This is a genomic window from Streptomyces sp. NPDC001292 (genome assembly GCF_042896465.1).
Lineage (GTDB): Bacteria > Actinomycetota > Actinomycetes > Streptomycetales > Streptomycetaceae > Streptomyces.
In genome coordinates this window covers 220,382-244,584 of record NZ_JBIAXG010000006.1, presented here as the reverse complement: position 1 = coordinate 244,584, position 24,203 = coordinate 220,382, and the positions used below count along the sequence as shown (strand labels likewise).

Annotated in this window: 25 protein-coding genes and 2 pseudogenes; 17 read left to right on the top strand and 10 right to left on the bottom strand. The window is 74.4% G+C overall.

What is annotated here, in order from left to right; genetic code table 11:
* Positions 1-260: 260 nt before the first annotated feature.
* From ACFY4A_RS10315 to ACFY4A_RS10300, 4 genes are all read right to left on the bottom strand, one after another.
* Entirely contained in the window at positions 261-914 is a 654-nt protein-coding gene (locus tag ACFY4A_RS10315; RefSeq protein ID WP_390828979.1) for a hypothetical protein, read from the bottom strand.
* A gap of 84 nt (positions 915-998) precedes the next feature.
* Positions 999-1,823 carry a rod shape-determining protein gene (locus tag ACFY4A_RS10310; protein WP_390828978.1) on the bottom strand — a complete coding sequence of 275 codons (825 nt, stop codon included), beginning with the start codon at positions 1,821-1,823 and terminating at the stop codon, positions 999-1,001.
* Positions 1,820-2,194 (bottom strand): TraR/DksA family transcriptional regulator, encoded by a 375-nt coding sequence (locus tag ACFY4A_RS10305; RefSeq protein WP_390828977.1) that lies wholly within the window; start codon positions 2,192-2,194, stop codon positions 1,820-1,822. Before ACFY4A_RS10305 ends, ACFY4A_RS10310 begins: the two co-directional genes overlap by 4 nt.
* A gap of 53 nt (positions 2,195-2,247) precedes the next feature.
* Positions 2,248-2,571 carry a TraR/DksA C4-type zinc finger protein gene (locus ACFY4A_RS10300; RefSeq protein WP_225076525.1) on the bottom strand — a complete coding sequence of 108 codons (324 nt, stop codon included), beginning with the start codon at positions 2,569-2,571 and terminating at the stop codon, positions 2,248-2,250.
* 307 nt (positions 2,572-2,878) lie between these two features.
* On the opposite strand from ACFY4A_RS10300, the gene ACFY4A_RS10295 reads away from it, so the two are divergent.
* The 9 genes from ACFY4A_RS10295 to ACFY4A_RS10255 all read left to right on the top strand — a co-directional run bounded on the left by ACFY4A_RS10295 (position 2,879) and on the right by ACFY4A_RS10255 (position 11,414).
* Positions 2,879-3,835 carry a HAMP domain-containing sensor histidine kinase gene (locus tag ACFY4A_RS10295; RefSeq protein ID WP_390828976.1) on the top strand — a complete coding sequence of 319 codons (957 nt, stop codon included), beginning with the start codon at positions 2,879-2,881 and terminating at the stop codon, positions 3,833-3,835.
* 2 nt (positions 3,836-3,837) lie between these two features.
* Positions 3,838-4,497 carry a response regulator gene (locus tag ACFY4A_RS10290; RefSeq protein ID WP_390828975.1) on the top strand — a complete coding sequence of 220 codons (660 nt, stop codon included), beginning with the start codon at positions 3,838-3,840 and terminating at the stop codon, positions 4,495-4,497.
* Between the two features lie 108 nt (positions 4,498-4,605).
* Entirely contained in the window at positions 4,606-5,058 is a 453-nt protein-coding gene (locus ACFY4A_RS10285) for a hypothetical protein (RefSeq protein WP_390828974.1), read from the top strand.
* Positions 5,059-5,139: 81 nt separating this feature from the next.
* Complete coding sequence (gene secD, locus ACFY4A_RS10280; protein ID WP_390828973.1) at positions 5,140-7,488, top strand: protein translocase subunit SecD; 2,349 nt, start codon at positions 5,140-5,142, stop codon at positions 7,486-7,488.
* A gap of 168 nt (positions 7,489-7,656) precedes the next feature.
* Positions 7,657-7,989 (top strand): TraR/DksA family transcriptional regulator, encoded by a 333-nt coding sequence (locus tag ACFY4A_RS10275; protein WP_390828972.1) that lies wholly within the window; start codon positions 7,657-7,659, stop codon positions 7,987-7,989.
* A gap of 81 nt (positions 7,990-8,070) precedes the next feature.
* Positions 8,071-8,892: a rod shape-determining protein gene (locus ACFY4A_RS10270; protein WP_390828971.1), complete on the top strand. Its 822-nt coding sequence runs from the start codon at positions 8,071-8,073 to the stop codon at positions 8,890-8,892.
* Between the two features lie 87 nt (positions 8,893-8,979).
* A complete protein-coding gene (locus tag ACFY4A_RS10265) occupies positions 8,980-9,987 on the top strand; it encodes a hypothetical protein (protein WP_390828970.1) in 1,008 nt (335 codons plus the stop codon).
* A gap of 6 nt (positions 9,988-9,993) precedes the next feature.
* Positions 9,994-10,359, top strand: a complete 366-nt coding sequence (locus ACFY4A_RS10260; RefSeq protein WP_390828969.1) for a hypothetical protein — start codon at positions 9,994-9,996, stop codon at positions 10,357-10,359.
* A 146-nt stretch (positions 10,360-10,505) separates the two neighbouring features.
* Positions 10,506-11,414, top strand: a complete 909-nt coding sequence (locus ACFY4A_RS10255; protein ID WP_390828968.1) for a hypothetical protein — start codon at positions 10,506-10,508, stop codon at positions 11,412-11,414.
* A 269-nt stretch (positions 11,415-11,683) separates the two neighbouring features.
* On the opposite strand, the gene ACFY4A_RS10250 is transcribed toward ACFY4A_RS10255, so the two are convergent.
* Positions 11,684-12,613, bottom strand: a complete 930-nt coding sequence (locus ACFY4A_RS10250) for an NAD(P)-dependent oxidoreductase (protein ID WP_390828967.1) — start codon at positions 12,611-12,613, stop codon at positions 11,684-11,686.
* Positions 12,614-12,799: 186 nt separating this feature from the next.
* Here ACFY4A_RS10250 and ACFY4A_RS10245 point away from each other — a divergent pair, with 186 nt between their 5' ends.
* On the top strand, positions 12,800-13,285 hold the full coding sequence (locus tag ACFY4A_RS10245) for a hypothetical protein (RefSeq protein WP_390828966.1): 486 nt from the start codon (positions 12,800-12,802) through the stop codon (positions 13,283-13,285).
* 209 nt (positions 13,286-13,494) lie between these two features.
* Positions 13,495-14,247: a DUF4142 domain-containing protein gene (locus ACFY4A_RS10240; RefSeq protein ID WP_390828965.1), complete on the top strand. Its 753-nt coding sequence runs from the start codon at positions 13,495-13,497 to the stop codon at positions 14,245-14,247.
* Positions 14,248-14,287: 40 nt separating this feature from the next.
* Here the strand turns inward: ACFY4A_RS10240 and ACFY4A_RS10235 are convergent.
* Positions 14,288-14,794: pseudogene (locus tag ACFY4A_RS10235) on the bottom strand (DUF3459 domain-containing protein); the annotation flags it as partial.
* A gap of 343 nt (positions 14,795-15,137) precedes the next feature.
* Here ACFY4A_RS10235 and ACFY4A_RS10230 point away from each other — a divergent pair.
* Complete coding sequence (locus ACFY4A_RS10230; RefSeq protein WP_390828964.1) at positions 15,138-15,914, top strand: hypothetical protein; 777 nt, start codon at positions 15,138-15,140, stop codon at positions 15,912-15,914.
* A gap of 97 nt (positions 15,915-16,011) precedes the next feature.
* On the opposite strand, the gene ACFY4A_RS10225 is transcribed toward ACFY4A_RS10230, so the two are convergent.
* Together ACFY4A_RS10225 and ACFY4A_RS10220 are read right to left on the bottom strand one after the other, a co-directional pair.
* On the bottom strand, positions 16,012-16,851 hold the full coding sequence (locus tag ACFY4A_RS10225; RefSeq protein WP_390828963.1) for a GAF and ANTAR domain-containing protein: 840 nt from the start codon (positions 16,849-16,851) through the stop codon (positions 16,012-16,014).
* 223 nt (positions 16,852-17,074) lie between these two features.
* On the bottom strand, positions 17,075-18,418 hold the full coding sequence (locus ACFY4A_RS10220; protein WP_390828962.1) for a tetratricopeptide repeat protein: 1,344 nt from the start codon (positions 18,416-18,418) through the stop codon (positions 17,075-17,077).
* 188 nt (positions 18,419-18,606) lie between these two features.
* Between ACFY4A_RS10220 and ACFY4A_RS10215 the strand changes: the two genes are divergently transcribed.
* Positions 18,607-18,765 (top strand): hypothetical protein, encoded by a 159-nt coding sequence (locus tag ACFY4A_RS10215; RefSeq protein ID WP_390828961.1) that lies wholly within the window; start codon positions 18,607-18,609, stop codon positions 18,763-18,765.
* An 18-nt stretch (positions 18,766-18,783) separates the two neighbouring features.
* On the opposite strand, the gene ACFY4A_RS10210 is transcribed toward ACFY4A_RS10215, so the two are convergent.
* Complete coding sequence (locus ACFY4A_RS10210; RefSeq protein WP_390828960.1) at positions 18,784-19,905, bottom strand: hypothetical protein; 1,122 nt, start codon at positions 19,903-19,905, stop codon at positions 18,784-18,786.
* Between the two features lie 19 nt (positions 19,906-19,924).
* Positions 19,925-20,992 (bottom strand): hypothetical protein, encoded by a 1,068-nt coding sequence (locus ACFY4A_RS10205; RefSeq protein WP_390828959.1) that lies wholly within the window; start codon positions 20,990-20,992, stop codon positions 19,925-19,927.
* A 125-nt stretch (positions 20,993-21,117) separates the two neighbouring features.
* On the opposite strand from ACFY4A_RS10205, the gene ACFY4A_RS10200 reads away from it, so the two are divergent.
* The 4 genes and pseudogenes from ACFY4A_RS10200 to ACFY4A_RS10185 form a co-directional block, all read left to right on the top strand.
* Entirely contained in the window at positions 21,118-21,558 is a 441-nt protein-coding gene (locus ACFY4A_RS10200) for a hypothetical protein (protein WP_390828958.1), read from the top strand.
* Positions 21,559-21,669: 111 nt separating this feature from the next.
* Complete coding sequence (locus ACFY4A_RS10195) at positions 21,670-22,590, top strand: hypothetical protein (protein WP_390828957.1); 921 nt, start codon at positions 21,670-21,672, stop codon at positions 22,588-22,590.
* 132 nt (positions 22,591-22,722) lie between these two features.
* On the top strand, positions 22,723-23,640 hold the full coding sequence (locus tag ACFY4A_RS10190) for an endonuclease/exonuclease/phosphatase family protein (protein WP_390828997.1): 918 nt from the start codon (positions 22,723-22,725) through the stop codon (positions 23,638-23,640).
* A 115-nt stretch (positions 23,641-23,755) separates the two neighbouring features.
* Positions 23,756-24,203, top strand: a pseudogene (locus tag ACFY4A_RS10185) (Toxic cation resistance protein); the annotation flags it as partial.

Below are 24,203 nucleotides of genomic sequence, written 5' to 3'. Positions count from 1 at the left end.
GGTACTTCCCCCCTGCCGGCCCCGGAACCGGACATCTGCCGGTGCCCGGCACCGGAACCGTCCGCGGTGCTCCCCTCGCACCATGATGCCCGACCGGGCCCGCCTCGCACATTGCCGGTTTCCGGCAGTGTGCGACGGGGCTTCCTGCCGGTGACCTGACAGTGCAGCATCAAGATCTGGAAAACGGGCTCCGAAGTGCCGTCGCCCGCACGGGCCGTACCGGATACGGCACGGTCCGTGCGGGCGACGGCACCCCACGGTCACGAGGATGGTGTCCAGCGGGGGGCCGTGCGGGCCCAGGCGCTGTCCCAGGCGGCCAGGTTGCGGCGGCGGAGCAGCAGGCCGGCGGCGCCGTACGCAGCGGCGCCGGTGACCGGGACGGCCAGGGCGGCGAGGATCGCCCAGCCCGTGCTGTGGCTGCGGACCTGAGAGGTGGTCAGGGGCGGCTCGGTGAGCCGTCCGTCGGTGTCGGCCCATACGTCGACGGAGCTGCCCGCGGGCAGGCCGGGCTCGACGTCGGTCCTGGCGGTGCGGGCGAGCCCGCCCGGGTCGGTGAAGCGCACCGGTACCGGGTAGCGGGTCTTCTTCGCCTCCTCGGAGCCCGGCTCGGGATGGCGGGGAGCGTCGTGCAGGAGGACCGCGGTGGTCTGCCGCCGCGTCTTCTCCTGGTGCTCGGCCGCCTGCTCGTAGTGGCGCAGGGCGGTGTCGCCGACGAGGAACACGGCCACGGGCGTGCCGGCCAGTACGGCCAGCAGTATGCCGAGGCCGATCCACGCCTGGAGCAGGTCGCTGGGGCGGCGCATCGGGTTGCGCCGCAGGCGCCAGAGCATGCGGCTGGGGAGTTCGTCGGGGAGCGGGTCGTCGGGGGACAGTCCTTCGGGGGGCGGCTGTGCCCGAGGGATGCCGCCGGCCATGGTGCGGCCCTCCTTCCGTGTCCTCGTTGTGCTCGTTGTCCTCGTGGTGCTTCGTGGGGTGGGGGCGGGGGCTGGTCCACGGGTCTACGGGGCGGGCGGCTCGGAGGACTCGCCCGCCGGGCCGTCGGGGTGGTCGTGCGCGTCGCGCAGCAGGGTGGCGGCGCCGCGGACGGCGGCGGTGTGCGGCGCCGCCACGGCCTTGAGGGGCGCGTGCAGCCTGCCGGTGAGGTGGTAGGTGATCTCCGGGCGCAGGGCTCCGCCCCCGGCCAGCAGCGCGCCCCGGCGCAGGGCGTCCACGGTGAGCGACGTACGGTCCTGCCGCAGCATCGCGGTCACCATCGTGGCCACGGCCTCGCAGATCTGCACCGGCGAGGCGGAGTCGAGGTCGCTGGTGCCGAGCGCGGTGCGGCGCGCGTCGACGACGGCGCCCTCCGACAGCAGCACCACCTCGGTCAGATGCGCGCCGATGTCCACCACGAGCAGCGGACGGGACAGGTCCGCGCCCGCGGCCAGGGCGACGGCCCGCGCGCTGGGAATGGTCAGCACCCCGCGCGGCCGCAGCACCTCCACCGCCGTACGGGCCTCGTTCCGGAAGGCCACCCCGTCCAGTACGGGGGCGGTGAGGACGACCAGGGGACGGGTGAAGCGGGGCAGGCGGTTGCCGAGCAGGCGGTCGAGCATCCGGGCCGTGCCCGCCGTGTCGATGATCGTGCCGCGCTGGATCGGATACACCGCCCCGGAGCCGGGGAACGTCACCGTGGGGACGTCCAGGACCAGCCCCCGCCCGGCGACCCAGGCGCGGGTGCGGGCGCTGCCCATGTCGAGGGCGACGCCCCAGCCCTGCCGACCCAGCGGCCACGGCCGGTGCCGGGTGGCCGCGGCGGCACGCGAACGCTGGGTGAGGGTCACCGCCCGGCCTCCCTGACCTGCTGGCAGCGCGCGCAGTAGCGGGCCTGCGGCACGATCTCCAGCCGTTCCCGTGCGATGGGACGCCGGCACAGGTGGCAGGTGCCGTAGCTGCCCTCGTCCATGCGCGCCAGGGCCGCCTCGACGTCGGCGAGGACCATGCGGGCGGAGGCCGCGAGTTTCACGCGGACCTCCACCTGCGAGGCGGCCTGCTGCTGGAGCAGGGCGTCCGCGCGGGACGTCGCGGCGGCCGAGATCTGCTCCAGCTGCTCCTGACGGAAAAGACGCTGCTCGTCGAGGTTCGCGCGGAGCGCGGCGAGGTCCTCGGCCGTCAGGTACGTGTCACGGTCGCCGATGATCTGGTTGCTCACCATTTCACCCCTTGGGCAGGGCGGAAGACGAAGGCAGGACGGGCGGGCGGACGGGGTCAGGCGGTACGGCGCCGGCAGGCGACGCAGTGCCCCGTGTACGGCAGGATCTCCAGGCGCTCCGCCGGAACCGGCTTGCCGCATTCCAGGCAGGTCCCGTAGGTGCCGTCCTCGATACGGGCGAACGCCTCGTCGATCTCCTTCAGCACCCGCTGGATGGCCTCACGCTGGGAGGACATCAGGTGGTCGTCCGCCGTCTGCCCGGTCTCGCCGAGGGCTTCCAGCTGGACCAGCCGGGTCCCGCGGGCGTGTTCAAGGCGCCGGCGGGCCTCCTGAGCGGACAGGCGCTCGCGGGGTTCGGTCCGGGCGGCGTCGAGCGACATCGTCAGTGCCTTTCTTTACTGCAACGGGGGACGGGGGACGGGGGTCGGTCACACCTCAACCCTGGTCGAGCCAGCCGCGGTTTCCCATCGGGTCCAGAGCCCATTTGCGGCCGGTCGGGGGATCCACTCGGCAGGCGCATGGGTAGGCCGCACCCGGCGAAATGGGGACCGTGCCCCATCGCTCCCGGCGGCCGGCGGAAGGCAGACTGGCGGCAGGCCCGGTCGGGACCAGGGGCCGCGGCTCGTCCAGGATGCGCGATGCCCGACAGTAGAGGCAGACCGCATCACGGAAGGAGGCGTAACCCCGGTGTCCCTGTTCTGGCGGATCTTCGGGCTCAACGCCGTGGTGCTGGGCTCGGCCACCGCGCTGCTGCTGTGGGCCCCGGTGACCGTCTCGGTGCCGGTCGTGCTGACCGAGGCCGTCATCCTGGTGGGCGGCCTGGCCGTCATGCTGGTCGCCAACGCCGCCCTGCTGCGCTGGGGGCTGGCCCCGATGGACCGGGTGACGAGGCTGATGACCACCGTGGACCTGCTGCGCCCCGGCCAGCGGCTGCCCGAGCAGGGCGGCGGTGAGGTCGCGGAGCTGGTCCGCACGTTCAACGCCATGCTCGACCGGCTGGAGAACGAGCGGGCCACGAGCAGCGCCCGGGTCCTGCTCGCCCAGGAGGCCGAGCGGCGCCGTATCGCGCAGGAGCTGCACGACGAGGTGGGCCAGAGCATGACCGCGATCCTGCTCGCGCTCAAGCGGGCCGCGGACGAGGCGGCCCCGCCGCTGCGCGACGAACTGCACCAGGCGCAGGAGATCACCCGCTCGAGCCTGGACGAGGTCCGCCGGCTGGTGCGCCGGCTGCGGCCCGGCGTCCTGGACGACCTCGGTCTGGTCGCCGCGCTGACCTCGCTGACCCACGACTTCGCCACCCACACCGGACTTCAGGTGGTGCGCCGCTTCGACGCCGACCTGCCCGCCCTGGAGCCGGAGACCGAGCTGGTCCTCTACCGTGTCGCCCAGGAGAGCCTGACCAACGTGGCCCGGCACGCGGACGCCGAACGGATCGAGGTCACTCTGCAGCGCACCGACGACGCCGTGGTGCTGGCCATCACCGACGACGGCCGCGGCATCAAGGCCGCGTGCGAAGGCGCCGGCATACGCGGCATGCGCGAGCGGGCCCTGCTCATCGGGGCCGGACTCGACATCGCCCCCGCCCCCGCGGCCGGAACCGAGGTCCGGCTGACCGCGCCCGTCGTCCCCAGGAAGCAGACCTGATCATGTCCGACCCGACCACGATCCGCATCCTGCTCGCCGACGACCACGCGCTGGTACGCCGGGGGGTGCGGCTCATCCTCGACCAGGAGGCGGACCTGGAGGTGGTCGCCGAGGCCGGTGACGGCGCGGAGGCCATCGAGATGGCCCGCACCCACGACATCGACCTCGCCGTGCTGGACATCGCGATGCCCCGGCTGACCGGGCTCCAGGCCACTCGCGAACTGGTGGCGCTCAAGCCGGACCTGCGGATCCTGATGCTCACCATGCACGACAACGAGCAGTACTTCTTCCAGGCGCTCAAGGCCGGCGCCAGCGGGTACGTGCTGAAGTCCGTCGCCGACCAGGACCTGGTCGCCGCGTGCCGGGCGGCGATGCGGGACGAGCCGTTCCTGTACCCGGGCGCGGTGACCGCGCTCATCCGCAACTACCTCGACCGGGTCCGCCACGGCGAGGAGACCCCGGACCAGGTCCTGACGCCCCGCGAGGAGGAGGTCCTGAAGCTGGTGGCGGAGGGGCACTCCTCGAAGGAGATCGGCGAGATCCTCTTCATCAGTATCAAGACCGTCCAGCGGCACCGCGCCAACCTGCTGCAGAAACTCGGTCTGCGCGACCGCCTGGAGCTCACCCGCTATGCCATCCGGGCCGGTCTGATCGAACCCTGACCGCCCGCCGCACGACCACCTGGGGTCCTGGCTGCCCACTCCCCGGCCGGGATCCCAGGTACGACACCCGCGTCCGCCCACGAGTGCCACCACGAAAGGGGACGGTGCATGCACCCAGCGCCGAGCACCGCGCCCGCGTCCCGTGTCCTGGCCTTCGTGACGGCCGTCCTGCTCACCCTGCTGGCGGTCTTCACCACCGGCAGCCCCCCGCCGCTGCCCGCACCCGCCGCCGCGGCGGCACTCGGCGCGGGCCTCGCGCCCGGAGAGCACTCCGGCCCCGCGTCCCGCGCCGGCGACCCCGGCGCCGACGAGCGTCCCGCCCACGCCCCGCACGCCGGGCAGGGGTGCACCGTCGTCTGCTCCGCGCAGGACGGCACCCGGCAGGAGTTCCACGGGGACCGGCCCGTCGCGCACGGGCAGTTCGCCACCACCGAGGACGTCACGGACGTCCCCCTGCCCGTACCCGGGCGGACGCGACCGGCCCCGGTGACCGTGGCCGCCCGCACGGTGCACGTGGTACAGGACGGCGGTCGGGCGCCGCCGCGGGCCTTCGGCATCTGACGTCCCCCGTTCGCCCCTCGACCGCCGTGACCGCGTCGGCCGCAGTCGCGGCGTGCCTGCCGGAGGCCTCCGTTGAAACGAATGAAACGTACGAAACGCACCTCCCCGGTGAGAGCGCTGTTCGCCCTCGCCGTGATCGCCCTGTCCGTGTACATCACCGCCACCGTTCCCGTCCGCCTCGGACTCGACCTGCGGGGCGGCACCCAGATCGTCCTGGAGACCCGCTCCACCCCGACCACCAAGGCCGACCGCGAGGCCACCGACCGCGCCCTGGAAGTGCTGCGCGGCCGGGTCGACGCGCTCGGCGTCGCCGAACCGTCCCTCGTCCGCTCGGGCAGCAACCGGATCATCGTCGAGCTGCCCGGCGTGCAGGACCCCAGGCAGGCGGCCGACGTGCTCGGCCGTACCGCCCAGCTGACCTTCCACCCGGTGCTCGGCATCGCCGACACCGAGAACCCAGCCAAGTCCGAGCCCGACGCTTCGAAGGAACCCGAGAAGTCGAAGGAACCCGATAAGTCGAAGGAACTCGTCCTGCCCGACGAGTCGGGGCAGAAGCTGCGTCTTCAGAGCAGCTCCATGACCGGCAAGGACGTCAAGGGCGCCCAGGCCCGCTTCGAGCAGGAGACGGGCGCCGGCTGGACCGTCACCGTCGACTTCGACAAGGCGGGCCGGTCCGCGTGGGCCAAGCTGACCAGTGAGGCCGCCTGCCGCCAGGTCGGCGACCCCGCGCGCCGGGTCGCCATCGTGCTCGACGACCGGATCATCTCCTCGCCGCAGGTCGCCCCTTCCGTCGCCTGCGGCACGGGCATCGCCGACGGCTCCACGCAGATCACCGGCTCCTTCGACGACGCCGAGGCCCGCGAGCTGGCGCTGCTCATCAACGGCGGCGCCCTGCCCGTGCCGGTCGAGACGATCGAGCAGCACACCATCGGCCCGACCCTCGGCGCCAGCGCCATCAAGGCCACCGCCTGGGCCGCGGTGATCGGCACCGCCCTGACCATCCTGTTCATCATCACCGTCTACCGCCTCACGGGCTTCCTCGCGGCTGTGGCCCTGCTCTGCTACGGAGTGATCTCCTACGCGGCCCTGGCCGCCCTCGGCGCGACCCTGACCCTGCCGGGCCTGGCCGGTTTCGTCCTGGCGATCGGCATGGCCGTGGACGCCAACGTGCTCGTCTTCGAACGAGCACGTGAGGAGTACGCCGGTAGGCACCGGCCGAGTCCGCGCTCGGCCCTCACCGCCGGATTCCGCAACGCCTTCAGCGCGATCGCCGACTCCAACATCACCACGCTGATCGCGGCGGGACTGCTGTTCTTCCTGTCCACCGGGCCGGTGCGCGGCTTCGCCGTCACCCTCGCCATCGGTGTCGCCGCGTCCATGATCAGCGCGCTGGTCATCACCCGGGTGCTCGCCGAGTTCGCCGTGGACCGCTCCTGGGTGCGCCGCCGCCACCTGCTCACGGGCCTGGCGACCACCGGCCGGGTCCGCGATCTGCTCGCGCGCCGCAGGCCGGACCTGATGCGCCACCCGCGTCGCTGGCTGGCCGTCTCCGCGGTCCTGATGGTGCTCGCCGGCTCGGGCATCGCGGCCCGGGGCCTGAACTTCGGCCTGGAGTTCACCGGCGGCCGGCTGATCGAGTACACCACCGCGAACCCCGTGAGCCCCGACCGGGCCCGCACCGCTCTCGCCGACGCGGGCTTCCCCGGCGCGCTCGTGCAGTCCTCGAACGACAACGGCCTGACCGTGCGCACCGAGGACCTGACCGACGCCGATGCCACCAAGGTCACCGGCACCATCAGCGAGCTCGGCGGCAAGACGGAGAAGATCCGCGACGAGCTGATCGGCCCGAGCCTGGGCGAGGAGCTGCGCCGCAACGCGCTCATCGCCCTCGGCGTCGCCCTCAGCGCCCAGCTGCTGTACCTCGCGGCCCGCTTCCGCTGGCTGTTCGGCACGGCGGCGGTCGCCACGCTCGCGCACGACGTCGTCATCCTCGTCGGCGTCTTCGCGTGGCTCGGCAAGCCCATCGACGGCGTGTTCCTGGCGTCGCTGCTCACCGTCATCGGCTACTCGGTGAACGACTCGGTGGTCCTGTTCGACCGCATCCGGGAACTGCTCGGACGCGACCGCAAGGCGCCGCTGGACCAGATCACCAACCAGGGGATCCTGCAGACGCTGCCCCGCACGATCAACACGGGCATGGGCGCGGTGCTGATCCTGATCTCCCTGACGGTCCTCGGCGGGGACTCGCTGACCGACTTCGCGCTCGCCCTGCTCATCGGGCTCGTGGTCGGCACCTACTCCTCGGTGTTCACCGCCTCCCCGCTCGCCATCGAGCTGCACCGCCACGAGCGCGGCGGCCGGCGCCGCGGCTCGGGCGGCGGATCGGGCGGCGGCAAGCCCGCCCGACGCAGCGCACCGGCACGGGTCTGAGGCAGGGACGGTGGGCGGCGGTGCACCCCGCCGCCCACCGGAAATGGGTACTGCGACCGATGGCCGCGTCTGGCTCGCGCGGCCACGCTGGAGGGTCAGGAGGGGGGCCGTACGTCACCGCGGCCCCCCTCGTCACCGGCTCTTTTGCCAGAAGGGACCGTATCGCCGATGTCGTGGGAGACCACCAGCAGTGCCTCCGCGGCCGAGCGCCTGAGCGCGCACGATGCCCGGCAGCGCCTCGAACACGAGCGCAACTCCCGCCTCGCCCAGCTGCGGGCCGTCCAGGAGACGGAGGACGGCGGTCACGGGGCCGACGACCTGCTGACCGCGCAGAAGATCGCCCTGCAGCGGGCGCTGAAGGACATCGAGGCCGCCTTCGCGCGGCTGGACGACGGCTCCTACGGGAACTGCGAGGACTGCGCGAAGCCCATCCCGGTGGAGCGCCTGGAGATCCTGCCGTACGCCCGCTGCTGCGTGCCCTGCCAGCAGCGCGCCGGCTGATCCGGCCCCCGCGCCCGACGGCCCCGCCGCGCGGCGCGGCCCGCGCCCGCGTCCCCCGCCCGAGGTGAAGGAGGCCGACCGGTGATCCTCGGCGACATCACGGCGACCGCCGCCCCGGGAGGCCGCGGGCCCACCGGGCCGCTCCACGGGCGCGGCCCGGGCATCGCCCTGGATCTGGGCAGTGCCCGGACCCGGGTCTGGGCGGAGGGCCTCGGCGACATCCTCGACGTGCCCACCGTCACCCATCAGGGCTCCGCCGCCGCCCGACCCGTCCGGCGCGGCACCGTCGTCGACCCGGCCGGTGCGACCCGGCTCGTCTCCCGGCTGCTGGCCGACCGCGTCCCGCACGACGCCCGGCCCGTCGTCGTCCTCACCACTCCGGTCCTGAGCGGGCCGCGGCCCCACGCCACCGCCGTCGGCGTCCTTCAGGTACTGCGGCCGCGGGCCGTGCTGACCGTCGACAGCGTCCGGGCCGCCGCGCTGGGCGCCGGCGCCGACCTGTCCGGCGCGCTGCTCGTCGTCGACGTCGGCGCACAGCTCAGCGAGGTGGCCCTGCTCACCGACGGCCGGGTGGCCGCCGCCCGCCGGGCCACCGTGGGCACCGACGACGTACGCGCCGGCACCCTCGCCGAACTGGTCACCGCCGTCACCACGTTGGTCACCGGGCTGCTGCGGGACGATCCCCTGCCCGCACTCGCCGACGCTCTCGACCGCGGCCCCCTCCTGGTCGGCGGCGGCGCTCTGCGCCCCGAGGTCGCCTACCGGCTCTCCGCACGGTTGCGCAGCCACGTCCGGGCGGTGCCGCGGCCGCAGACCGCGGCGGTGCGCGGCGCCGTCGAAGCCCTCCACTCCGTCCTGCGCCATCCCGCCCTGAGCCCGCAGCGGCCGCTGCCGCCGCTGTGACGCCGTCCGTGGGAACGCGGCGGGCCGGATTGCGGTCCATACGGTTGTGCGCATGCGGTGGGGGAACTGCTAAGGAGCCGGACGGCGGTGCAGCAGCACAGCGGTACGAGGGAGTGGACGGGGCGTCCGGGGGGACCGGCGTACGACGAGCGGCGGGTCCGCGGAGAGCGGACCGGCCGACCGCCGGACGGCGACCCGGGAGACGGCGGCCAGGTGCGGGTGCGTGAAGTGGCCGCGCGGTTCGCTCGGTTCGCCGTGCGGACGCTGCGCGCCGAGTGGCACGGCATCGTCGTCGACCCCGTACGGCAGCTGGCGCACCGGGGGCTGTCCGGGCCGGTGCTGGCGTTCGTGGCGGCCTTCGGCGTGATCTTCTTCCACGGGGTGGCGCAGCGGCCGGCCGGCGGGGCGGTGGTACGGATCCTCGGCGGCGTCCAGGCCGACCTGCCGCTGTGGCTGGCCCTGCTGCGCACTCCGGTGTCGCTGTACGTCCCGGCGCTCGACCTGCCGGTGTGGGCCGGCATCACCCAGCTGTTCCTCGCGTTCACGCTGGCCGAACTCACCCTGGGCCGGGGCCGCACGCTGTTCATCTCGTACGCGACCACCCTGGCCGGCACCCTCACCGTGCGGGTGCTGATCGCGATCGGGCCCGGCTGGTGGGGACTGGGGCTGCCGCCCGAGGCCGGCCGGATCCTCGACACCGGGCCCTCCGCCGCAGTGGTGGGCCTGTTCACCTATCTGTCCGTGGTGCGACGCGCCCCGGTCGTGTTCTTCCTCACCGGCGGCTCGATGGTGGTGGAGTCGGTGGTCAAGCCCAACCTGGCCGGCCGAGAGCACCTGATCGCGGTGGCCGCGGCGATCGTCCTCGCGCTCTTCCACGGCCGCGGCCTGGGATGGCTGCCCGGCCGGGCAGCCGTACTGGCCCGGTGGCGGCGGACCCGGGCCCCGGCGGGCGCCCCGGCGGGCCCGCACCCGCACCACCGGCCGCCGCACCCGCACCAGCGGCCCGCCGCATCCGGGACACCGCACGGCCCTGCCAGGCGCAAACGTCCGGGATTCCTCCTAGAATCGCGGTGGACTCCGCCGGGGGAAGGGTGAGGGCCGATGGGCTGGATCTGGTGGTTACTGATCATCTTCTGGACCGGCGGCTTCGCCTGGCTCGCCGACAACGTCCGCACCGCGCTGCGCAACCGGCACGAGCGCAAGCTCGAACTGATGGAGGCGGCCAAGGCCGAGCGGCTGGCCGTCGAGGCGGCGCACAAGCCGCCGGAGCCGGTGTGCGGATGCACCCACCATCTGGCCAAGCACGACAAGAGCGGCCGGTGCCACGAGCGCGTCGAGGTGCCGACGGCCTGGGACGAGAACAAGAAGCCGCTGCGTTTCGAGCCGGGGCAGTGCAACTGCCAGCAGTACGTCGGTCCTCAGCCGCTGTCGCAGGTGTACGCGGAAGAGCTGACCGACCGCGCCTGACGGCCCGGCCGGGGCCCGAGTGGGGTGCACACGCCCGGGTCCGGGTGCCGGAAATCCGCGCAGGAGCGTCACACAGGCTGCACACAGTCCGTCGCGAGCCTTGTTAGCGTGACTGGCCGCTCGGCAGGCCTAGTCAGGAAGACCGGATGGACTACTGCTCCACGTGCCGTAGGCACCTCAACGGCGCCCTGGTGTGCCCCGGTTGCGGTGCGTACGCGCCGGACATAGCACCGGACGTCACGGCGCCCCTCACGACCGATACCGCGGCCGACTCCGCGAAGGCCCTCACGACCGACCTCGCGGCGGGCGGGGCCGCGGGCTTCGCCCCGGGCGTCGCACCCGTCGACCTCCCCGCCGACGTCCCCAGCGACCTCACCGCAGACGCGGCGGACGCGACACCACCCCGGCAGCGGCCCGGGCGGGCGGCGCGGCGCCGTCAGCTGGCCCGCTGGAAGAAGACCCAGCGCAGGGCTCTGGTGGCCACCGCCGTCGCCCTCGTCGGGGGAGGTCTGACCGTCGCCTCGATGGACCGGCACTCCACCGACCGCTCGCAGGCGGCCCCGGCACCGGAGGCCCCCCTCACGGGCACCGTGGGGGACAGCCGGCCGGCGCAGCACGGCGACCCGCCCGCGACGCCCTCCGACGCCCGGCAGTCCCCGCCCGCGGCCGGTGCCCCGCACCAGCGGTCGGCACCCCGGGGCACCACGCGGCAGGACGTGCACCCGGACGTGGCCGCTCCCCGTACGGCGCAGGCCCCGTCGGCACCCACCAGCGCGCACACGGCGCCGACGGTGTTGTCCGCCCCGCGGCCGGACAACACGGCGCCGGCCGCCGGCAACTCCGCCTCCGCCGACCCGTCGGCCCCATCCGCCCAGTCGGTTCCGTCGGGCCAATCGGGTCAGTCGGCCTCCCAGTCGCCCTCGGCGGCGACCCAGCGGACCGCGCCCGGGTCCAGCACGTCCGACGGCACCGCCCAGCAGACCCCGCAGACGAGCCTCACGGACACACCCACGTCGCCCTCCCACCTCTGCCTGCTGGTGATCTGCCTCGGCTGATCACCGGCCCGCGCGGATCGCGGGCGGCACAACGGCCAGGGCTTTCGTCTGGATCAGGCCGGATCAGGGAGCGGGGTCTGGTGCGGGGGGCACCTCCCACGCCCTTCAGGCAGTGCGGGAGCACCGCAGGGCGGAGGACGGCGGCAGGGCGGAGCCCCGCCGACCGACGACAACGCGGCTGGTCCCCCCTGCTCGAAGAGCTAGGGGGAGCGGCACCGGGGCCCGCGAGCCCGGCATGACCCAACGCCCGGCATGACCCAACGAAAGACCTAGGACCCGGCGGGTTCGGCGGATTCGCCGGGCCCGCCGGAGTCGTCGGAGCCGTCGCCGAAGCTGGCGAAGTACGCTGCGGCCATGTCCTCGCCGGCATGGCCCCGCGCGGCGGCGCGGGCGAAGCGTTCGGCGCTCGCGGCGGCCACGTCGAGGCGGACGCCGTGGGCCTCACCGGCCTGGACGATCAGGCGGGCGTCCTTCTCCGCGGTGGCCACCGCGAAGCTCGGGGGCAGGTACGCGCCGTCGAGGATGACGCCGGCCTTGGCGTGCAGGTAGCCCATGTCGAGCGGGCCGTCCGCGATGAGGTCGAAGAAGCCCTGGGGGTCCACGCCGAGTCCCTTGGCCAGGGCGAGTGCCTCCCCGGTCGCCGCGGTGGCCGCGATGACCCAGCTGTTGGCCACCAGCTTCAGCCGGGTGGCGGTGGCCGCCGCGGCGTCCTCACCGGTCCACACCGTGCGGGCGCCGACCGCATCGAACACCGGCGTCACCGTCTCCCGGCCCTCGGCCGGCCCCGCCGCCAGCACGGTCAGACGGCCCGCCTCGGCGGGCTGCTTGGTGCCGAGCACCGGGGCGTCGTAGAGGACCAGGCCGTGCTCGCGGGCGAGGGCGGCCAGCTCACCGGCCGCCTCCAGGCCGACCGTGGTCGACTGCGCCCAGACCGTGCCCGGGCGCAGCGCGGGGGCGGCCTCGCGCATGACCTCCAGCACCGTGCCGCCGTCGTAGAGCATCGTCAGGACCACGTCGGCGTCGCGCACCGCCTCGGTGGGGGTGCCGGCGACGTGCGCGCCGTCGGCGGCCAGCGGCTCGGCCTTGGCCCGGGTGCGGTTCCACACCCGGACGGTGTGTCCGGCCTTCGCGAGGTTGCGGGCCATCGCGGCACCCATGATCCCGGTGCCCAGGACGCCCACGGTACGGGTGTCGGTCATGTCGTCCTCCTCCTGATCGATGCGGTGAGTATCGCGCGGGCCCCGGATCCGGCGTCCGCCGAAGCTGCTCGGCCACGGGGCCGCACGGGTGAGGCGAAGGTGCGGGTACCCGTGCCCGGCGGTTCACTTGAGGGGCGGCCGGTCCCTTCCGCGCGAGGGGCTGGCGAACGGACAGTGGGAGGCGACATGGCCGGTCACCGGGCACGCCGGACGACGGGCGCGGCACTCGCGGTGGCCGTGGCCCTCGGCACGGCCGGCTGTTCCGGCGGCAGCAGCACACCCTCCGGCAGCGCGAGCCAGGCGGCGTCCGCGGTCTCCTCACTCGCCTCGCAGGCCGACGAGATGCTCTCCTCGGCCACCGCCGAGGCGGGCCGCAGGCTGGACGAGGTGAAGAACGGCATCGACGCCCGGAGCGCCGTGGCCCTGGGCACTCCGGCCACCGCCTCGGACGGGCGCGCCACCGTCGGGGTCAGGGTGGAGAACAGGGCGGACTCCGCCAAGTCCTTCGCCGTGCAGGTCAACTTCAAGGACAGCGGTGGCAACCTGCTCGACACGGTGGTCGTCACCGTCCCCGGCGTACCGGCCGGGAAGACCGCCACGGCCACCGCCCGCAGCATCCGCAAACTGTCCGGTCCCGTCAGGGCGGAGGTGGGCACCGCGCTGCGGTACTGATCCGCCGGGGTCGACGTCGCGTCAGCCTTGCCGCTGGGCAGGGAGCTTGGGCGCGGCGACCGACGACAGGCCCCGACTGCCGCGGGCGTGGGCAGTCTCACGTCGCGTTCGGTTTCTTTACCGAACCAAAAGGTTCTTTACGCTTCCCGGCCCGTACACGTGGGTGTCCGAACCGCCCACGGCGGGACCACGACCGGGCAGGAGGCACGGTGCGCTTTTCGCGGAACGCGACGGGAACTCTTTTCGTGGGCGGTGCCCTCGGCCTGACCCTGGTCGCGCTCGCCTACCCGAGCATGCTCGGCCTCGAGAAGGTCTCCAGCGACGGCTCCCGGGTCATCGCCCAGACCCAGTGGGGGCCGCTGACGGAGGCGGACCGGGACTTCGTGGTCAAGGTGCGCGCGGCCGGGCTGTGGGAGTACCCCGTCGGCGAGATGGCGGTGGAGAAGGGGACCACCAAGGAGGTCGTCAGGGCGGGCGAGCACCTGATCGACGGGCACGCGCAACTGGACGCGAGCTGCCGCAGGATCGCGCCCATGCTCAACATCACGCTGCCGAACGTGGCCAGCCCCCAGCAGCAGGGCTTCGTCACCCAGCTCGCCGGGGACACCGGCAAGCAGTTCGACTCCGACATGGCCAACATCCTGCGGGTGACGCACGGCGCGATCTTCAACACCATCGCGAAGATCCGCTCGACCACCGAGAACAGCCTGGTCCGCGAGCTCGCCAACCAGGCCAACGCCACCGTCCTGGACCACATCACGGTCATGGAGGAGACCGGCCTGGTCAACTTCGACCAGGTGCTCTTCATGCAGACGACCCCGCCCAAGCTGCCCAACTCGGACCTGACCCCGCCGCCCCCTTCCGGCGGGCAGCCCGAGGTCGTGCTCACCCCGCCGCCGAATGCCACGTCGAGCCCGCTGGTGCTGCCCGGCGACCCGAGCCCCGGCCCGGCGGCGGGCTGAGGCGGAAAACCCGCGCGGGGAGGAACCCGCGCGCGGGGAACTACGCGAGCCACACGGTGGTGTCCGGGTCCAGCCGGCGCCCCGTCAGGGGCGAACTGCTCAGCAGCACCTCCCCCGGCGGCAGCGGCACGGCCCTGCCCGACAGGTTGGTGACGCACCGCCGGCCGCCGGAGCGGGCGAAGGCCAGTACCCCGGCCGGGCCGTCCTCCACCCAGGTCAGCGACTCGCCCTCCAGCAGCTTGCGGCGCAGCCGCAGTGCCGAGCGGTACAGCTCCAGGGTCGAGCCCTCCACCCCGTCCTGCGCCTGGACGGCGTACGCGGCGAAGCGCGGCGGCTGCGGCAGCCAGGCGGCGCCCGGACCGAAGCCGTACGTCGTCCCGGTCGTGTTCCACGGCAGCGGCACCCGGCAGCCGTCGCGCCCCTTGCGGGCGTGGCCGGTCTGCTCCCACACCGGGTCCTGGAGGACCTCGGCGGGCAGGTCGGCCACCTCCGGCAGGCCCAGCTCCTCGCCCTGGTAGAGGTAGGCCGAGCCGGGCAGCGCCAGCAGTGCGTACGGCGGAGGTACGGATGGCGACGGGCGACACGAGGACTCTGTCCACATCGCCCGAAAAGTGAACACCGCCCTGGGCACCGTCCCCGGTGCCCGCGACGGTGGCCAGGTACAGCCGGACGTACCGCTCGGCGTCGATGACCATCGTCACGTGCCCGGCCCGGTACCGCGCGCCCGTCCCCTTCCCTGCCTCCCCGGCTTCCTTCCCTCCCCCGGCGGTGCTGCTCACCCGGACGGACCGGCGCGCTGGTGGGCGGGGCCGCCCGGTGATGGCGTGGGAGGAGCGCCGCTGCCCGGACGCCAGGTCCGTAACGCGTGCTCCGTCCGTCTGGAGGCATCCATGTCCTGTACCCCGGCCCGCGTCCTGGCCGCCTGCGCGCTCTGCGCGGCTGCCCTGCTGACCGAGGCCGCCTGCACCACTGGGCAGTCCGGCCGGGCCGTCCACGCCCCCGCGCCGGTGGCCACCCGTCCGCCCGGCCCCGCCGCCGCGGCGCCGGCCGCCGCGCTCACGCAGGACCAGGCGCAGGCCGCGATGCTGACCGAGGCCGACCTCGGAACGGCGTGGGCGCCGACCCAGGGCGCGGCGACCTGGCGGGACGGCATGCTCAAGGCGCAGGCCGACACCCCCGAGTGCGGGCGCCTCCTCGACGCCCTCTACACCGAGGAACCGTTCGGCGCCCCCTCCGGCGCGCACGCGGTGGCCGCCTACGACAACGGCGACGACGAGGCCCAGCTGCGCCACCAGGTGCTCGCGCTGCGCGCCCCGGACGTGGACCGCACCCTCACCTGGCTCAGGACCATGCCGCAGACCTGCCGGGGCTTCACCGCCACGGCCACGAACTCGGACGTCCTGGACGTACGGGTCGCGGACCTCGCCCTGCCGAACGCCGGCGACGCCCGCCAGGGCCTGCGCCTCACCCTCACCGCCGAGTCGTTCGAGGAGGACACCCTCACCACCCTCACCCTGGACCTCGCCACGGTACGCGTCGGCGACGACGCCATCGTCCTCACCACCGGCGCCCTGGGCACACCGCCGGAGGACACCACCGCTCGGGCGGTCCAGCGCGGCGTGGACCGTCTGACGGAGGTGCACCGCAAGGCACGGGCCAAGACCTGAGCCCCGGCCGGCCGCCGTCGCCCGCCGCGCACGAACCGCATCCCCGACTTCCCTGGAAGCGCGGTGTCCGGATGCGGCGAGGGGTCCGCGGGAAACTCTAATCGCGGTCGAACCTCTTCCTGTGGGTGATCACCTCGTGTGCCACGTCGAGCGCCGTGCGGCCCTGGGCGAAGGCATGGGCGCGCAGCAGCGCCAGCGCCTCGTCGGCGCCGACTCCGAGCTGGGCCATGATCATGCCGATGGCCTGGTAGACCTCGTCCTGCTCCGCGGCGACCGCGCTCAGCCAGGACGCCTCTCCGGCGTCCTCGTCGTCCTCGTCCAGGGGCAGGGACATCAGGGCCAGCGTCATCACACCGGCCACCAGCCGCGCGGTGTGCAGCTCCCGCCCGCTGAGCTCGTGCGGGGCGTCGCCGTACAGGTCGAGCGTGCCCACGCAGACGGCGTCGTCGCCCAGCGGAACGGAGTACACGGCGCGGACGCCGGCCTCGGCCGCCTGCTGGGCGAACACCGGCCAGCGCCGGGCGTCGCGGCCCGCGGTCAGGTCGGAGGCCAGTACGGGCGCACCGGCCTGCGCCGCGTACAGCGACGGCCCGTCGCCCAGGGTGGCCTGGATCTCGGCCAGGCGGGCGGCCGCCGCGTCGCTGGCGCCCATCCGCACGGGCATGCCGTTGCCGCGCAGCGAGACGCTGGCGCCGGTCACCGGCAGCAGTTCCACCGCGACCGCGCACAGCCGGCGCGGGATCTCGGCGGCCGGTACGCCCCGCACGCCCTCGGCGATCACGTCGGCGACGTCCAGCGGGCCGTGCACCTGGTCCTGTTCACGTGGCGTCCCGCCGACGCGGTCCCGGTGGCCTTCGTCCCTGCGGCCGGGCCGGCCGTCCCGGCCGGGTTCCTCGTCCGGGACGCCGAGGCCGTCGTCCCTGGACCGCACGGCCACCGCCTCCTCACGCCATCGGCGCGGCCGTCGTCGCCCGTCCGCGCACCTCGCCAGGACCGGACGCACCCGCACGCGCCGAACGAGGAGAACCGCACGAACGCGAGTCCCCGGCCCGGGGCACGGCGGGTACCCCCGGCGCACCCCCGAAAACCGCCCTCGGAAACCAGCCGCGGAATCCACCCCAGGGGTCGCGCCCCGCCGCCGTCACCGCGGCGGGCGGCCGTCACAGCGGCGGCTGCGCCGGGGCCGGACCCAGGGTCGTGGTGCCGGGGGCGGTGCGGTGGCCGAGGCCGGTGCGGTAGGCGTCGAGGGCCGCCTCCACGCGGCCGGTGCGGCGCAGCAGATCACCGAGGAGGCGGCACAGGTCGGCCAGGTCGCCGGCCGCGCCCGCCCGCTCCAGCAGACTCAGCGCACGCACGTAGTGCTCCTCGGCGGTCTCCGTTTCGCGGGCGTCCTCGGCGATGATGCCGAGCAGCCGGTGCGCGGCGGCGGCGTGCACGGCGCCCCGCTCGGGGGAGAGGTCGCCCAGGACGTTCCGCAGCAGGTCGGCGGCCTCCTCCGACTTGCCGCGCCGGTGCAGGACATCGGCCAGCTCGACCGCGACCTGGCTGGTGTAGAGCGCGGCCCGCTTGGCGGACAGCATGGTCTGGGCGGCCCTCAGCTCCTCCTCCGCGCGCTCGAGTTCGCCGTTCTGGGCGCAGACGTAGCCGCGCATCCAGTGGCAGTTGGCGAGTTCGGTGCGCAACTGGAGGGCGCGGTAGAGCTCGGCGGCCTTGGCGAGCGAGGCGTCGGCCTCGGCCATCCGGCCCTCGGCGAGCAGGGTGCGGGCCACCGACCGGTGCATCCGGGCCACCAGCGCGGGATCGCCCGCCTGCGGAGCCAGCGCGAGCGCGAACTCGGCCGCCTGGGCCGCCCGCGCGTGCGCCCCCATGTCCATGTACGGCCCGATGACACCGGCGTAGAGCAGCAGCAGCGCGTCCGGGTCGTGCAGGCCACCCCGGTTGAGCTCGTCGAGGGTGGACTCCAGCAGGTAGACGGCGTACCGCAGCTCCCCCGCCAGGTAGTGGGAGACGGCGCGGCCGCGCAGCGCGGGGACCCGGGCGGGCAGCGGCGCGTCGGCGAGGGCCTGCTCGGACCGTTCGAAGAACTGCCGGCCGCTCTCCAGTTCGCCGGTCTCCAGGGCGCATTCGCCGAGTCCCAGCAGCGCCTCGGCCTGGGCGTCGACGAGTTCGTGCTCCTCCGCCTCCGCCAGCAGCCGGGTGTACTGTTCGGCCGCCTTCACGGACTCCCCGGTGGCGAGCGTGCGCCTGGCCTCGGTCAGCCTGAGGCGCAGGTCGGTGGCGAGATGGGCGGGGCGCCCGGTGGCGAGCTCGTCGAAGGCGATCCCGAGCCGCTCGGCGACGTGCCGGAGCGCCTCGTCGGAGGGCCGGACCCGTCCCGCCTCGAGCGTGGAGATGTACGCGGGGGTGTACGCCGGCTCCGCCAGCTGGCGCTGGGTCAGGCCCCGTTCCCGACGTAGCCGCTGCACCCTGCGCCCGATGGTCTCCGGGTCGTCCCGCTTCGCCATGCGGTTCATCATGCCAGTAAGCCGGGTTGTGTTGAGCCGTGTCCGCTGACCCGGGGTCAGCACCGGACCTTACGCCCACCGGACCCCAACTCGCCGTGAGGCTCTTTCCGTTCGGCCTCCTCACCCCCTACGTTGGAGAGTGCGTTAAACGCGCTTAATCCATCACTGTCGTTGCGAGGTCGGTTGCCGTGCTCGGACGCACTGTCGCGCGCCAAGGACACTTCTCCGCACGTTGCGTCAGAGGCTTCGGCGCGGCCGTCATAGCCGTGGCCGCCCTGATCGCGGCGGCCAACGCCGGACCGGTGGCCTCGGCCGACCCGGCCCCGCAGGCCGTCCAGAGCCGCTAGTGCTGTGACCGGAGAGGTTCACCGGCTCGCGACGTCCGGCACGGCACCTCGCCGCGTTGTCGCATCACCCGAGCACGTCCAGTACGCGGGCGAGTACGTCCAGTACGCGGGCGACGCTCCGCCTTGCGATGCTCCCCCACTGCCTGAAGGGCGTGGGAGGTGCCCCCGGCACCGGACGCCGCGAGCTTCCCGGCAAACCTTCCCGGTCACAGCACCAGCGACGCGCGTCGGCGCCCCCGTCGCGCTCGCGCTCAGCCGGGCAGCGCGCGGCGCAGTGCCTCGTCCAACCGGCCGGCCAGCACCGGGTCGCTGGGCGGGTCGTCGGTGAACAGGGCACCCAGCTGAGCGGTGAAGGTCTGGGTGAACGCGCCGTAGAGCGGGGTGCGCGGACGGGAGACCGCCCGCTGGCGGGCGGGCAGCAGGATGCCGCGGGCGTAACCGGGACGGCCGGCCGCGTCGCGGGGCATGCGGTCGGTGCTCTCGCCGGTGGGCGACGCCGACGGCGATTGGCGTCTGCCCGTCCCGTGGCCCGCCCCCGGTGCAGGCGGCGGCCGCGAGCAGCGGCAGCACCAGCAGGCGGGCGACGGTGAACGGGGTGGCTCTCGTGCCGTCGCCGGAGTCGATGAGCCGATTGGCCTGCACGCTCATCAGCAGCAGGATCCTCTGCCGGCGGTCGGCGAAGTCGTGCCACACCTTGGCGGCGTTACCCGCGTAGCAGCAGTCGAGGATCACCACGATCCGCTCGGCGTGGCTCCCGGCGAGCACGGTGAGCACCCCGGTGAACGCGTCCGCGCCCGGGAACACGGCCCGGCCGCCGGCGACCACGCGCGCGTTGCGCATCTGAAGGAACAGCTCGTCGCCCGCGCTGGGCACGGCGCCGTGCCCGGCGAAGTAGCACAGCAGCAGCCCCTCGGCCTCCTGGGCGGCGGTGCGCAGCGCCTCGCTGAACTCGTCCAGGGACGGCGAGCGCAGGACGGTGATCTCGTCCTGCCCGCCGACGTCCTGCCCGCCGGCGTCCTCTCGCCCGCCGGTGACCTTTTGCCCGCCGGTCTCCTCCCGCCCCCCGAAGATCCCGCCCCGGCGCAGCACGTCCTCCAGCCGCTCCAGGTTGTGCCGGACGGCGGGCAGGTGGCCGGGCACGCCCTCCGTCGGGCCCGCGTCAGGCCTGCGTCTGGAGCTGACTCAGCTGGCGGCGCACGTGGTCCAGCGCGCCCTGTCGCCGGCCCGGCACCCGGCCGCGCAACTCCGCAAGCAACGAACCGAGTTCGCGGGCCCGTTCGGGGTCGTGGATCAGCCCCCACTGGTGGTGGGCGCGGTCGACGGCGGTCTCGACCGCCAGGGCGTCGGCGGCCTGGCCCATGGCCAGGCGGGTGGCGGCCACGCTCAGCCAGGCCCGGCAGCTGCGGGCGGCGTCGCCCGCGAACATCGCCAGGTCCGCACGGACCTCGGCCCAGTGCAGCGCGTCCTCGGAGGCCGCTCCGTGGGCGAGGGCGGCGGCCCGCTCCCAGCGGGCGGCGAGCGCGTCGGCGTCGCCGTGCCGTCCAGCCTGCACGCAGGCGGTGATGACGGTGTGCGGGTCGGCCGGCACCGGCCCGGGCGCGGCGAGCCCGAGACCGGCGCCGGGGCCGCCGTCCTCCTCGTCCAGCCGCGACAGCGCCTGCTCGTGCAGCTGCGCCGGCGGCGGCCGGTGCCCGCTGCGCAGGATCGTCGCCACCGCCTTCATGTACGCCGGTGCCGCCACCGTGCGCCGGGCCGGCGGCGGCGCGACCCGGCCGTACAGGGCGATGTTGTGCCCACAGTCCAACGGGCGCCCGCGCAGCAGTTGCCAGCTCTCCGCGTCCGCGTGCAGGTCGGCCACGACCGTGGTCGTGCCGTCCGGACGCAGCCGGAGTTCCTCGCGCAGCCAGTGCCAGGGCAGGGCCGTGTACCGGACGGTCGCCGGGGTGGTGCGGGCGAGCGCCAGATGGGGCAGGTGCTGGCGGCGGTCCAGCTGGAGCTGGCCGGTGACGAACACGGTCAGCGGGCCGGGCGCCGCCGCGGCCGCGCGCAGCCGGGTGAGCACGGCCTGCGGCTCCAGCGGGTCGGCGAGCTCCACCACGGTCGCGGTGTCCGTGCCGGACAGCACGGAGGGCGCCACGGCGGCCAGCACCGGCAGCACGGACGCGGCGTCCACCAGACGTCCCCTGCCCACGGGCGCGGCCGCGAGCAGCAGCACGGTTCCGGGCATCGTCCCCCCGTGTCGTGATCCGGTCGGTCGCGTACGTCAGCACGTTAACCGCTCCACCGACTTGCCAGGGCCCCTTCCCCGGTGTGCTCTGGTAGGCGGGGGCGAGGAGAGAGAGGAGCGCTCTCATGGCTCACGCGGCACCCGTGTCCGGCATCAGCACCCGTACCACCCGCCCACCCAACCTGTTCAGCGACCGGGCCCATGCCGTCGGCCGGTGGGCGGTGCCGCTCGCGCTGGGGCTCGTCTACGGCTACTGGGCCGCGGCCGACCGGCGCTACGGCGGACCGATCACGGGCTGGAACGTCCTGTTCGGCTTCGTGACCACGATCGTGTTCACGGTGGTCCTGGCGGCCGTCCTCGCGCTGGGCCCCCGGTTGCGGCGAGAGCTGCACGCCGTGCTGTGGTTCGCCTTCATCGGCGTGGCGTTCGGCTTCCTCTACGGCCAGAGCGGCCATGCGATCCTGCCGACGGTCGGCCTGTCCCTGGGGATCGGCATCGTCGCGGGCCTCTTCTGCTTCTACTGGTTCTACACGCACGAGGACGCGGCGGGCCATCGCGTCGGTTGACCCGCGTCCGTTCGACCAAGCCGACCGGCCCGCCCTCCCCGTCACCCGAATGCCGCCCCTCCGCTCGCGGAGGGGCGGGCGACGGTCTTCGCTGAGAAGGTGTCCCGTCGTATGCGAAGCGGCCTGTCGGCCGTGCTCATCGCGCTCTCGTGCCTGCTCGTGCCCTTCGGCGTGCTGTCGGCCTGGGCGGCTTACGGGCTCTCCGACACCAGCCGCTACGTCACCACGATGGCGCCGCTCGCCGACGACCCGGACGTGCGCGACGCGGTCGCGGACACCGTCGGGGACGGGATCATGCAGGAGATCGACCACGAGCTGGACGCCCGCGTGCGCCGCGGCACCATCACCCCCTTCGTGCACGACGCGGTCCGCTCGTTCACCCGGACCGAGGCCTTCCGCACGGCGTGGAACGAGGGCAACCGGGCCGCCCACGACGCCGTCCTGCGGGCCCTGCGCGACGAACGCGACCCACGCGAACACCCGGTCACCGTCGACCTCGCGCCCGTCACCGCCCAGGTCAAGGCCCGGCTCGCCCAGGACCACGTACCGCTCGCGAACCGCATCCCCGTCCAGCACACCGAGGTCGACCTGCTTCCGGCCCAGCAACTGGGCCGCCTGCGGAAGGGGTTCCACGTGCTCGAAGTCGCCGGTTTCTGGCTGCCGATCGCGGCCGTCGCGTTCGCCGTCGCCGGCCTCGCCCTGGCCGCCCGCCGCCGCCGTGCGCTGACCGCCACCGCGCTCGGCACCGCGCTCGGCGGCGCGCTGCTCGCCCTCGCCGTCGCCATCGGCCGCAGTCTGACCCTCGCCGACCTGCCCGCCGAGGTCTCCCAGCCGGCCGTCGGCGCCGTCTACGACGCCCTCACCGCCACCCTGCGCACCACCTCGTGGATCCTGGTCGCCCTCGGCCTGACGGTGGCCGCCCTGACCTGGCTCACCCGCCGCCCGCACCTGCCCTTCCGCCGCCGCCGGACGTCCACGGCCCCCACCACCCGGACCCGCCCCGAGCAGCCGCCGCCGCGCGTGCGCGTCTGACCCCGCGCGAAGGACGCCCGGGGGCCCTGCGCCCGACCCCGCGCGAAGGACGCCCGGGGCCGGTGCCGACGCCGTAGGCTCGTCGCCGTGACCAAGCAGGGGGGACGGTTCGCGGGCTGGTGCGCCGGGCTGATGTTCGCCGGGGTGAGCGTCGTCGTCGGGTGCCGGCTGGCCGACAGCGACGGCCTCACGCCCGTACCGCAGTTCCTCGCCTTCCTGCCGTGGCTGCTCGTGCCCACCGGGCTGGGCCTGGCGCTCACGCTGCGCGGACGCTGGTGGGCGGGGGCGGTGTGGGGCGTGGCGCTGCTGGGGCTGCTGGCGTGGTTCATCGAGCCGTACGGCAGGGTCTCCGAGCCGGCCGGCCATGCCGTGGCCGGGGTGCGGGTGCTGACCTCGAACGTGCAGTTCGGGCGCGGCGCCCCGGCCCTCGTCCCCGTCATCCGCCGCGAGCGGCCCGACATCGTCTTCGTCGAGGAGTGCGAGTACACCTGCCAGGCGACGCTGGACCGGGAGGCCGGCGGCGACTACCCGTACCGGCGGGCGGTCCGGGCGGGCGGTTCGGAGGGGTCCCTGATCCTCAGCCGCTACGCCCTGCGCGGCACCGCCGGAGTCCGCGGCACGATGGGCATGCCGGGCGCGGTCGCCGACGTGCGCGGGCACTCGGTACGCCTCCAGCTCGCGCATCCCGTGCCGCCGCTGCCCGGCCAGGTCGCGCTCTGGCACCGGGAACTCTCCCGGCTGCGCGCCTTCGCCGCGGCGGGCCGTACGACCCCGACCGTGCTGGCCGGCGACTTCAACGCCTCCCAGGACCACGCGGCCTTCCGCCGCATCATCGACACCGGCCTGCGCGACGCCGCCCGCCTGGCCGGCGCCGAGCGCGCCCCCAGTTGGCCGGCCCGCACCGCGCCCGCCCTCGGCGCGCAGATCGACCACGTGCTCGTCTCACCGGACTTCTCCGCGACCGGCGCCCGCTTCCTCGCCGTGGCCGGCACCGACCACCGCGCGCTGCTCGTCGACGTCACGCTGCACGACGGCCGAGGAGCGCATTGACACGGGCCGCTTGCCGGTGCTCGCCCCTGCCCAAGATCACCACTCGGGGCCGCTAACCTTACGTGTCCGTCCTGGCCAGGGATTGACGGGCATCAACTCACGAAGGGTTGCGCACATGGGCATTCTCACTCTCCTGCGGAACGCGTTCGGCCGATCACGCAAGGGGCGTACGGCCGAGGCAGAGGGTGCGGAACAGGCTCCGGCCCAGGAGCCGGCACCCACCGCTGCCCAGCAGCCGGAGCCGAAGGTCCCCGCCCCGGCGACCAAGTCCGCCCCCGAACCCCCCACCACCGTCCACGTCCCCGACCCCCGCCCCTCCACCGGCGACGAACACGAACTGGTCTCAGCCGCCTTCGACAACGTCACGGTCCCCAAGCCGGCCACCCCCGCAGACCCGACCGAACCCACGGCCGAGGAGCCGACCCCGGCAGCCGAACCGGCAGCCGCGGAGCCGGAGTCGGAGCCCTCGGAGCCCTCGGAGCCCGAGACGACACCCGCCCCCGAGCCGACCCCGGAACCGGTGGCCGAAGAGCCGACCCCGGCAGCTACGGAGCCGGAGCCGG

Excerpts from the sequence above, each read along its gene's own strand:
- ACFY4A_RS10315 (WP_390828979.1), bottom strand. The coding sequence starts at position 914 with ATGGCCGGCGGCATCCCTCGGGCACAGCCGCCCCCCGAAGGACTGTCC.
- ACFY4A_RS10220 (WP_390828962.1), bottom strand. The coding sequence starts at position 18,418 with ATGGCGAAGCGGGACGACCCGGAGACCATCGGGCGCAGGGTGCAGCGG.
- ACFY4A_RS10245 (WP_390828966.1), top strand. The coding sequence starts at position 12,800 with ATGGCCGGTCACCGGGCACGCCGGACGACGGGCGCGGCACTCGCGGTG.
- ACFY4A_RS10205 (WP_390828959.1), bottom strand. The coding sequence starts at position 20,992 with ATGCCCGGAACCGTGCTGCTGCTCGCGGCCGCGCCCGTGGGCAGGGGA.
- ACFY4A_RS10260 (WP_390828969.1), top strand. The coding sequence starts at position 9,994 with ATGGGCTGGATCTGGTGGTTACTGATCATCTTCTGGACCGGCGGCTTC.
- ACFY4A_RS10255 (WP_390828968.1), top strand. The coding sequence starts at position 10,506 with ATGGACTACTGCTCCACGTGCCGTAGGCACCTCAACGGCGCCCTGGTG.
- ACFY4A_RS10285 (WP_390828974.1), top strand. The coding sequence starts at position 4,606 with ATGCACCCAGCGCCGAGCACCGCGCCCGCGTCCCGTGTCCTGGCCTTC.
- ACFY4A_RS10305 (WP_390828977.1), bottom strand. The coding sequence starts at position 2,194 with ATGGTGAGCAACCAGATCATCGGCGACCGTGACACGTACCTGACGGCC.
- secD (WP_390828973.1), top strand. The coding sequence starts at position 5,140 with ATGAAACGTACGAAACGCACCTCCCCGGTGAGAGCGCTGTTCGCCCTC.
- ACFY4A_RS10300 (WP_225076525.1), bottom strand. The coding sequence starts at position 2,571 with ATGTCGCTCGACGCCGCCCGGACCGAACCCCGCGAGCGCCTGTCCGCT.
- ACFY4A_RS10250 (WP_390828967.1), bottom strand. The coding sequence starts at position 12,613 with ATGACCGACACCCGTACCGTGGGCGTCCTGGGCACCGGGATCATGGGT.
- ACFY4A_RS10275 (WP_390828972.1), top strand. The coding sequence starts at position 7,657 with ATGTCGTGGGAGACCACCAGCAGTGCCTCCGCGGCCGAGCGCCTGAGC.
- ACFY4A_RS10200 (WP_390828958.1), top strand. The coding sequence starts at position 21,118 with ATGGCTCACGCGGCACCCGTGTCCGGCATCAGCACCCGTACCACCCGC.
- ACFY4A_RS10195 (WP_390828957.1), top strand. The coding sequence starts at position 21,670 with ATGCGAAGCGGCCTGTCGGCCGTGCTCATCGCGCTCTCGTGCCTGCTC.
- ACFY4A_RS10230 (WP_390828964.1), top strand. The coding sequence starts at position 15,138 with ATGTCCTGTACCCCGGCCCGCGTCCTGGCCGCCTGCGCGCTCTGCGCG.
- ACFY4A_RS10290 (WP_390828975.1), top strand. The coding sequence starts at position 3,838 with ATGTCCGACCCGACCACGATCCGCATCCTGCTCGCCGACGACCACGCG.
- ACFY4A_RS10190 (WP_390828997.1), top strand. The coding sequence starts at position 22,723 with ATGTTCGCCGGGGTGAGCGTCGTCGTCGGGTGCCGGCTGGCCGACAGC.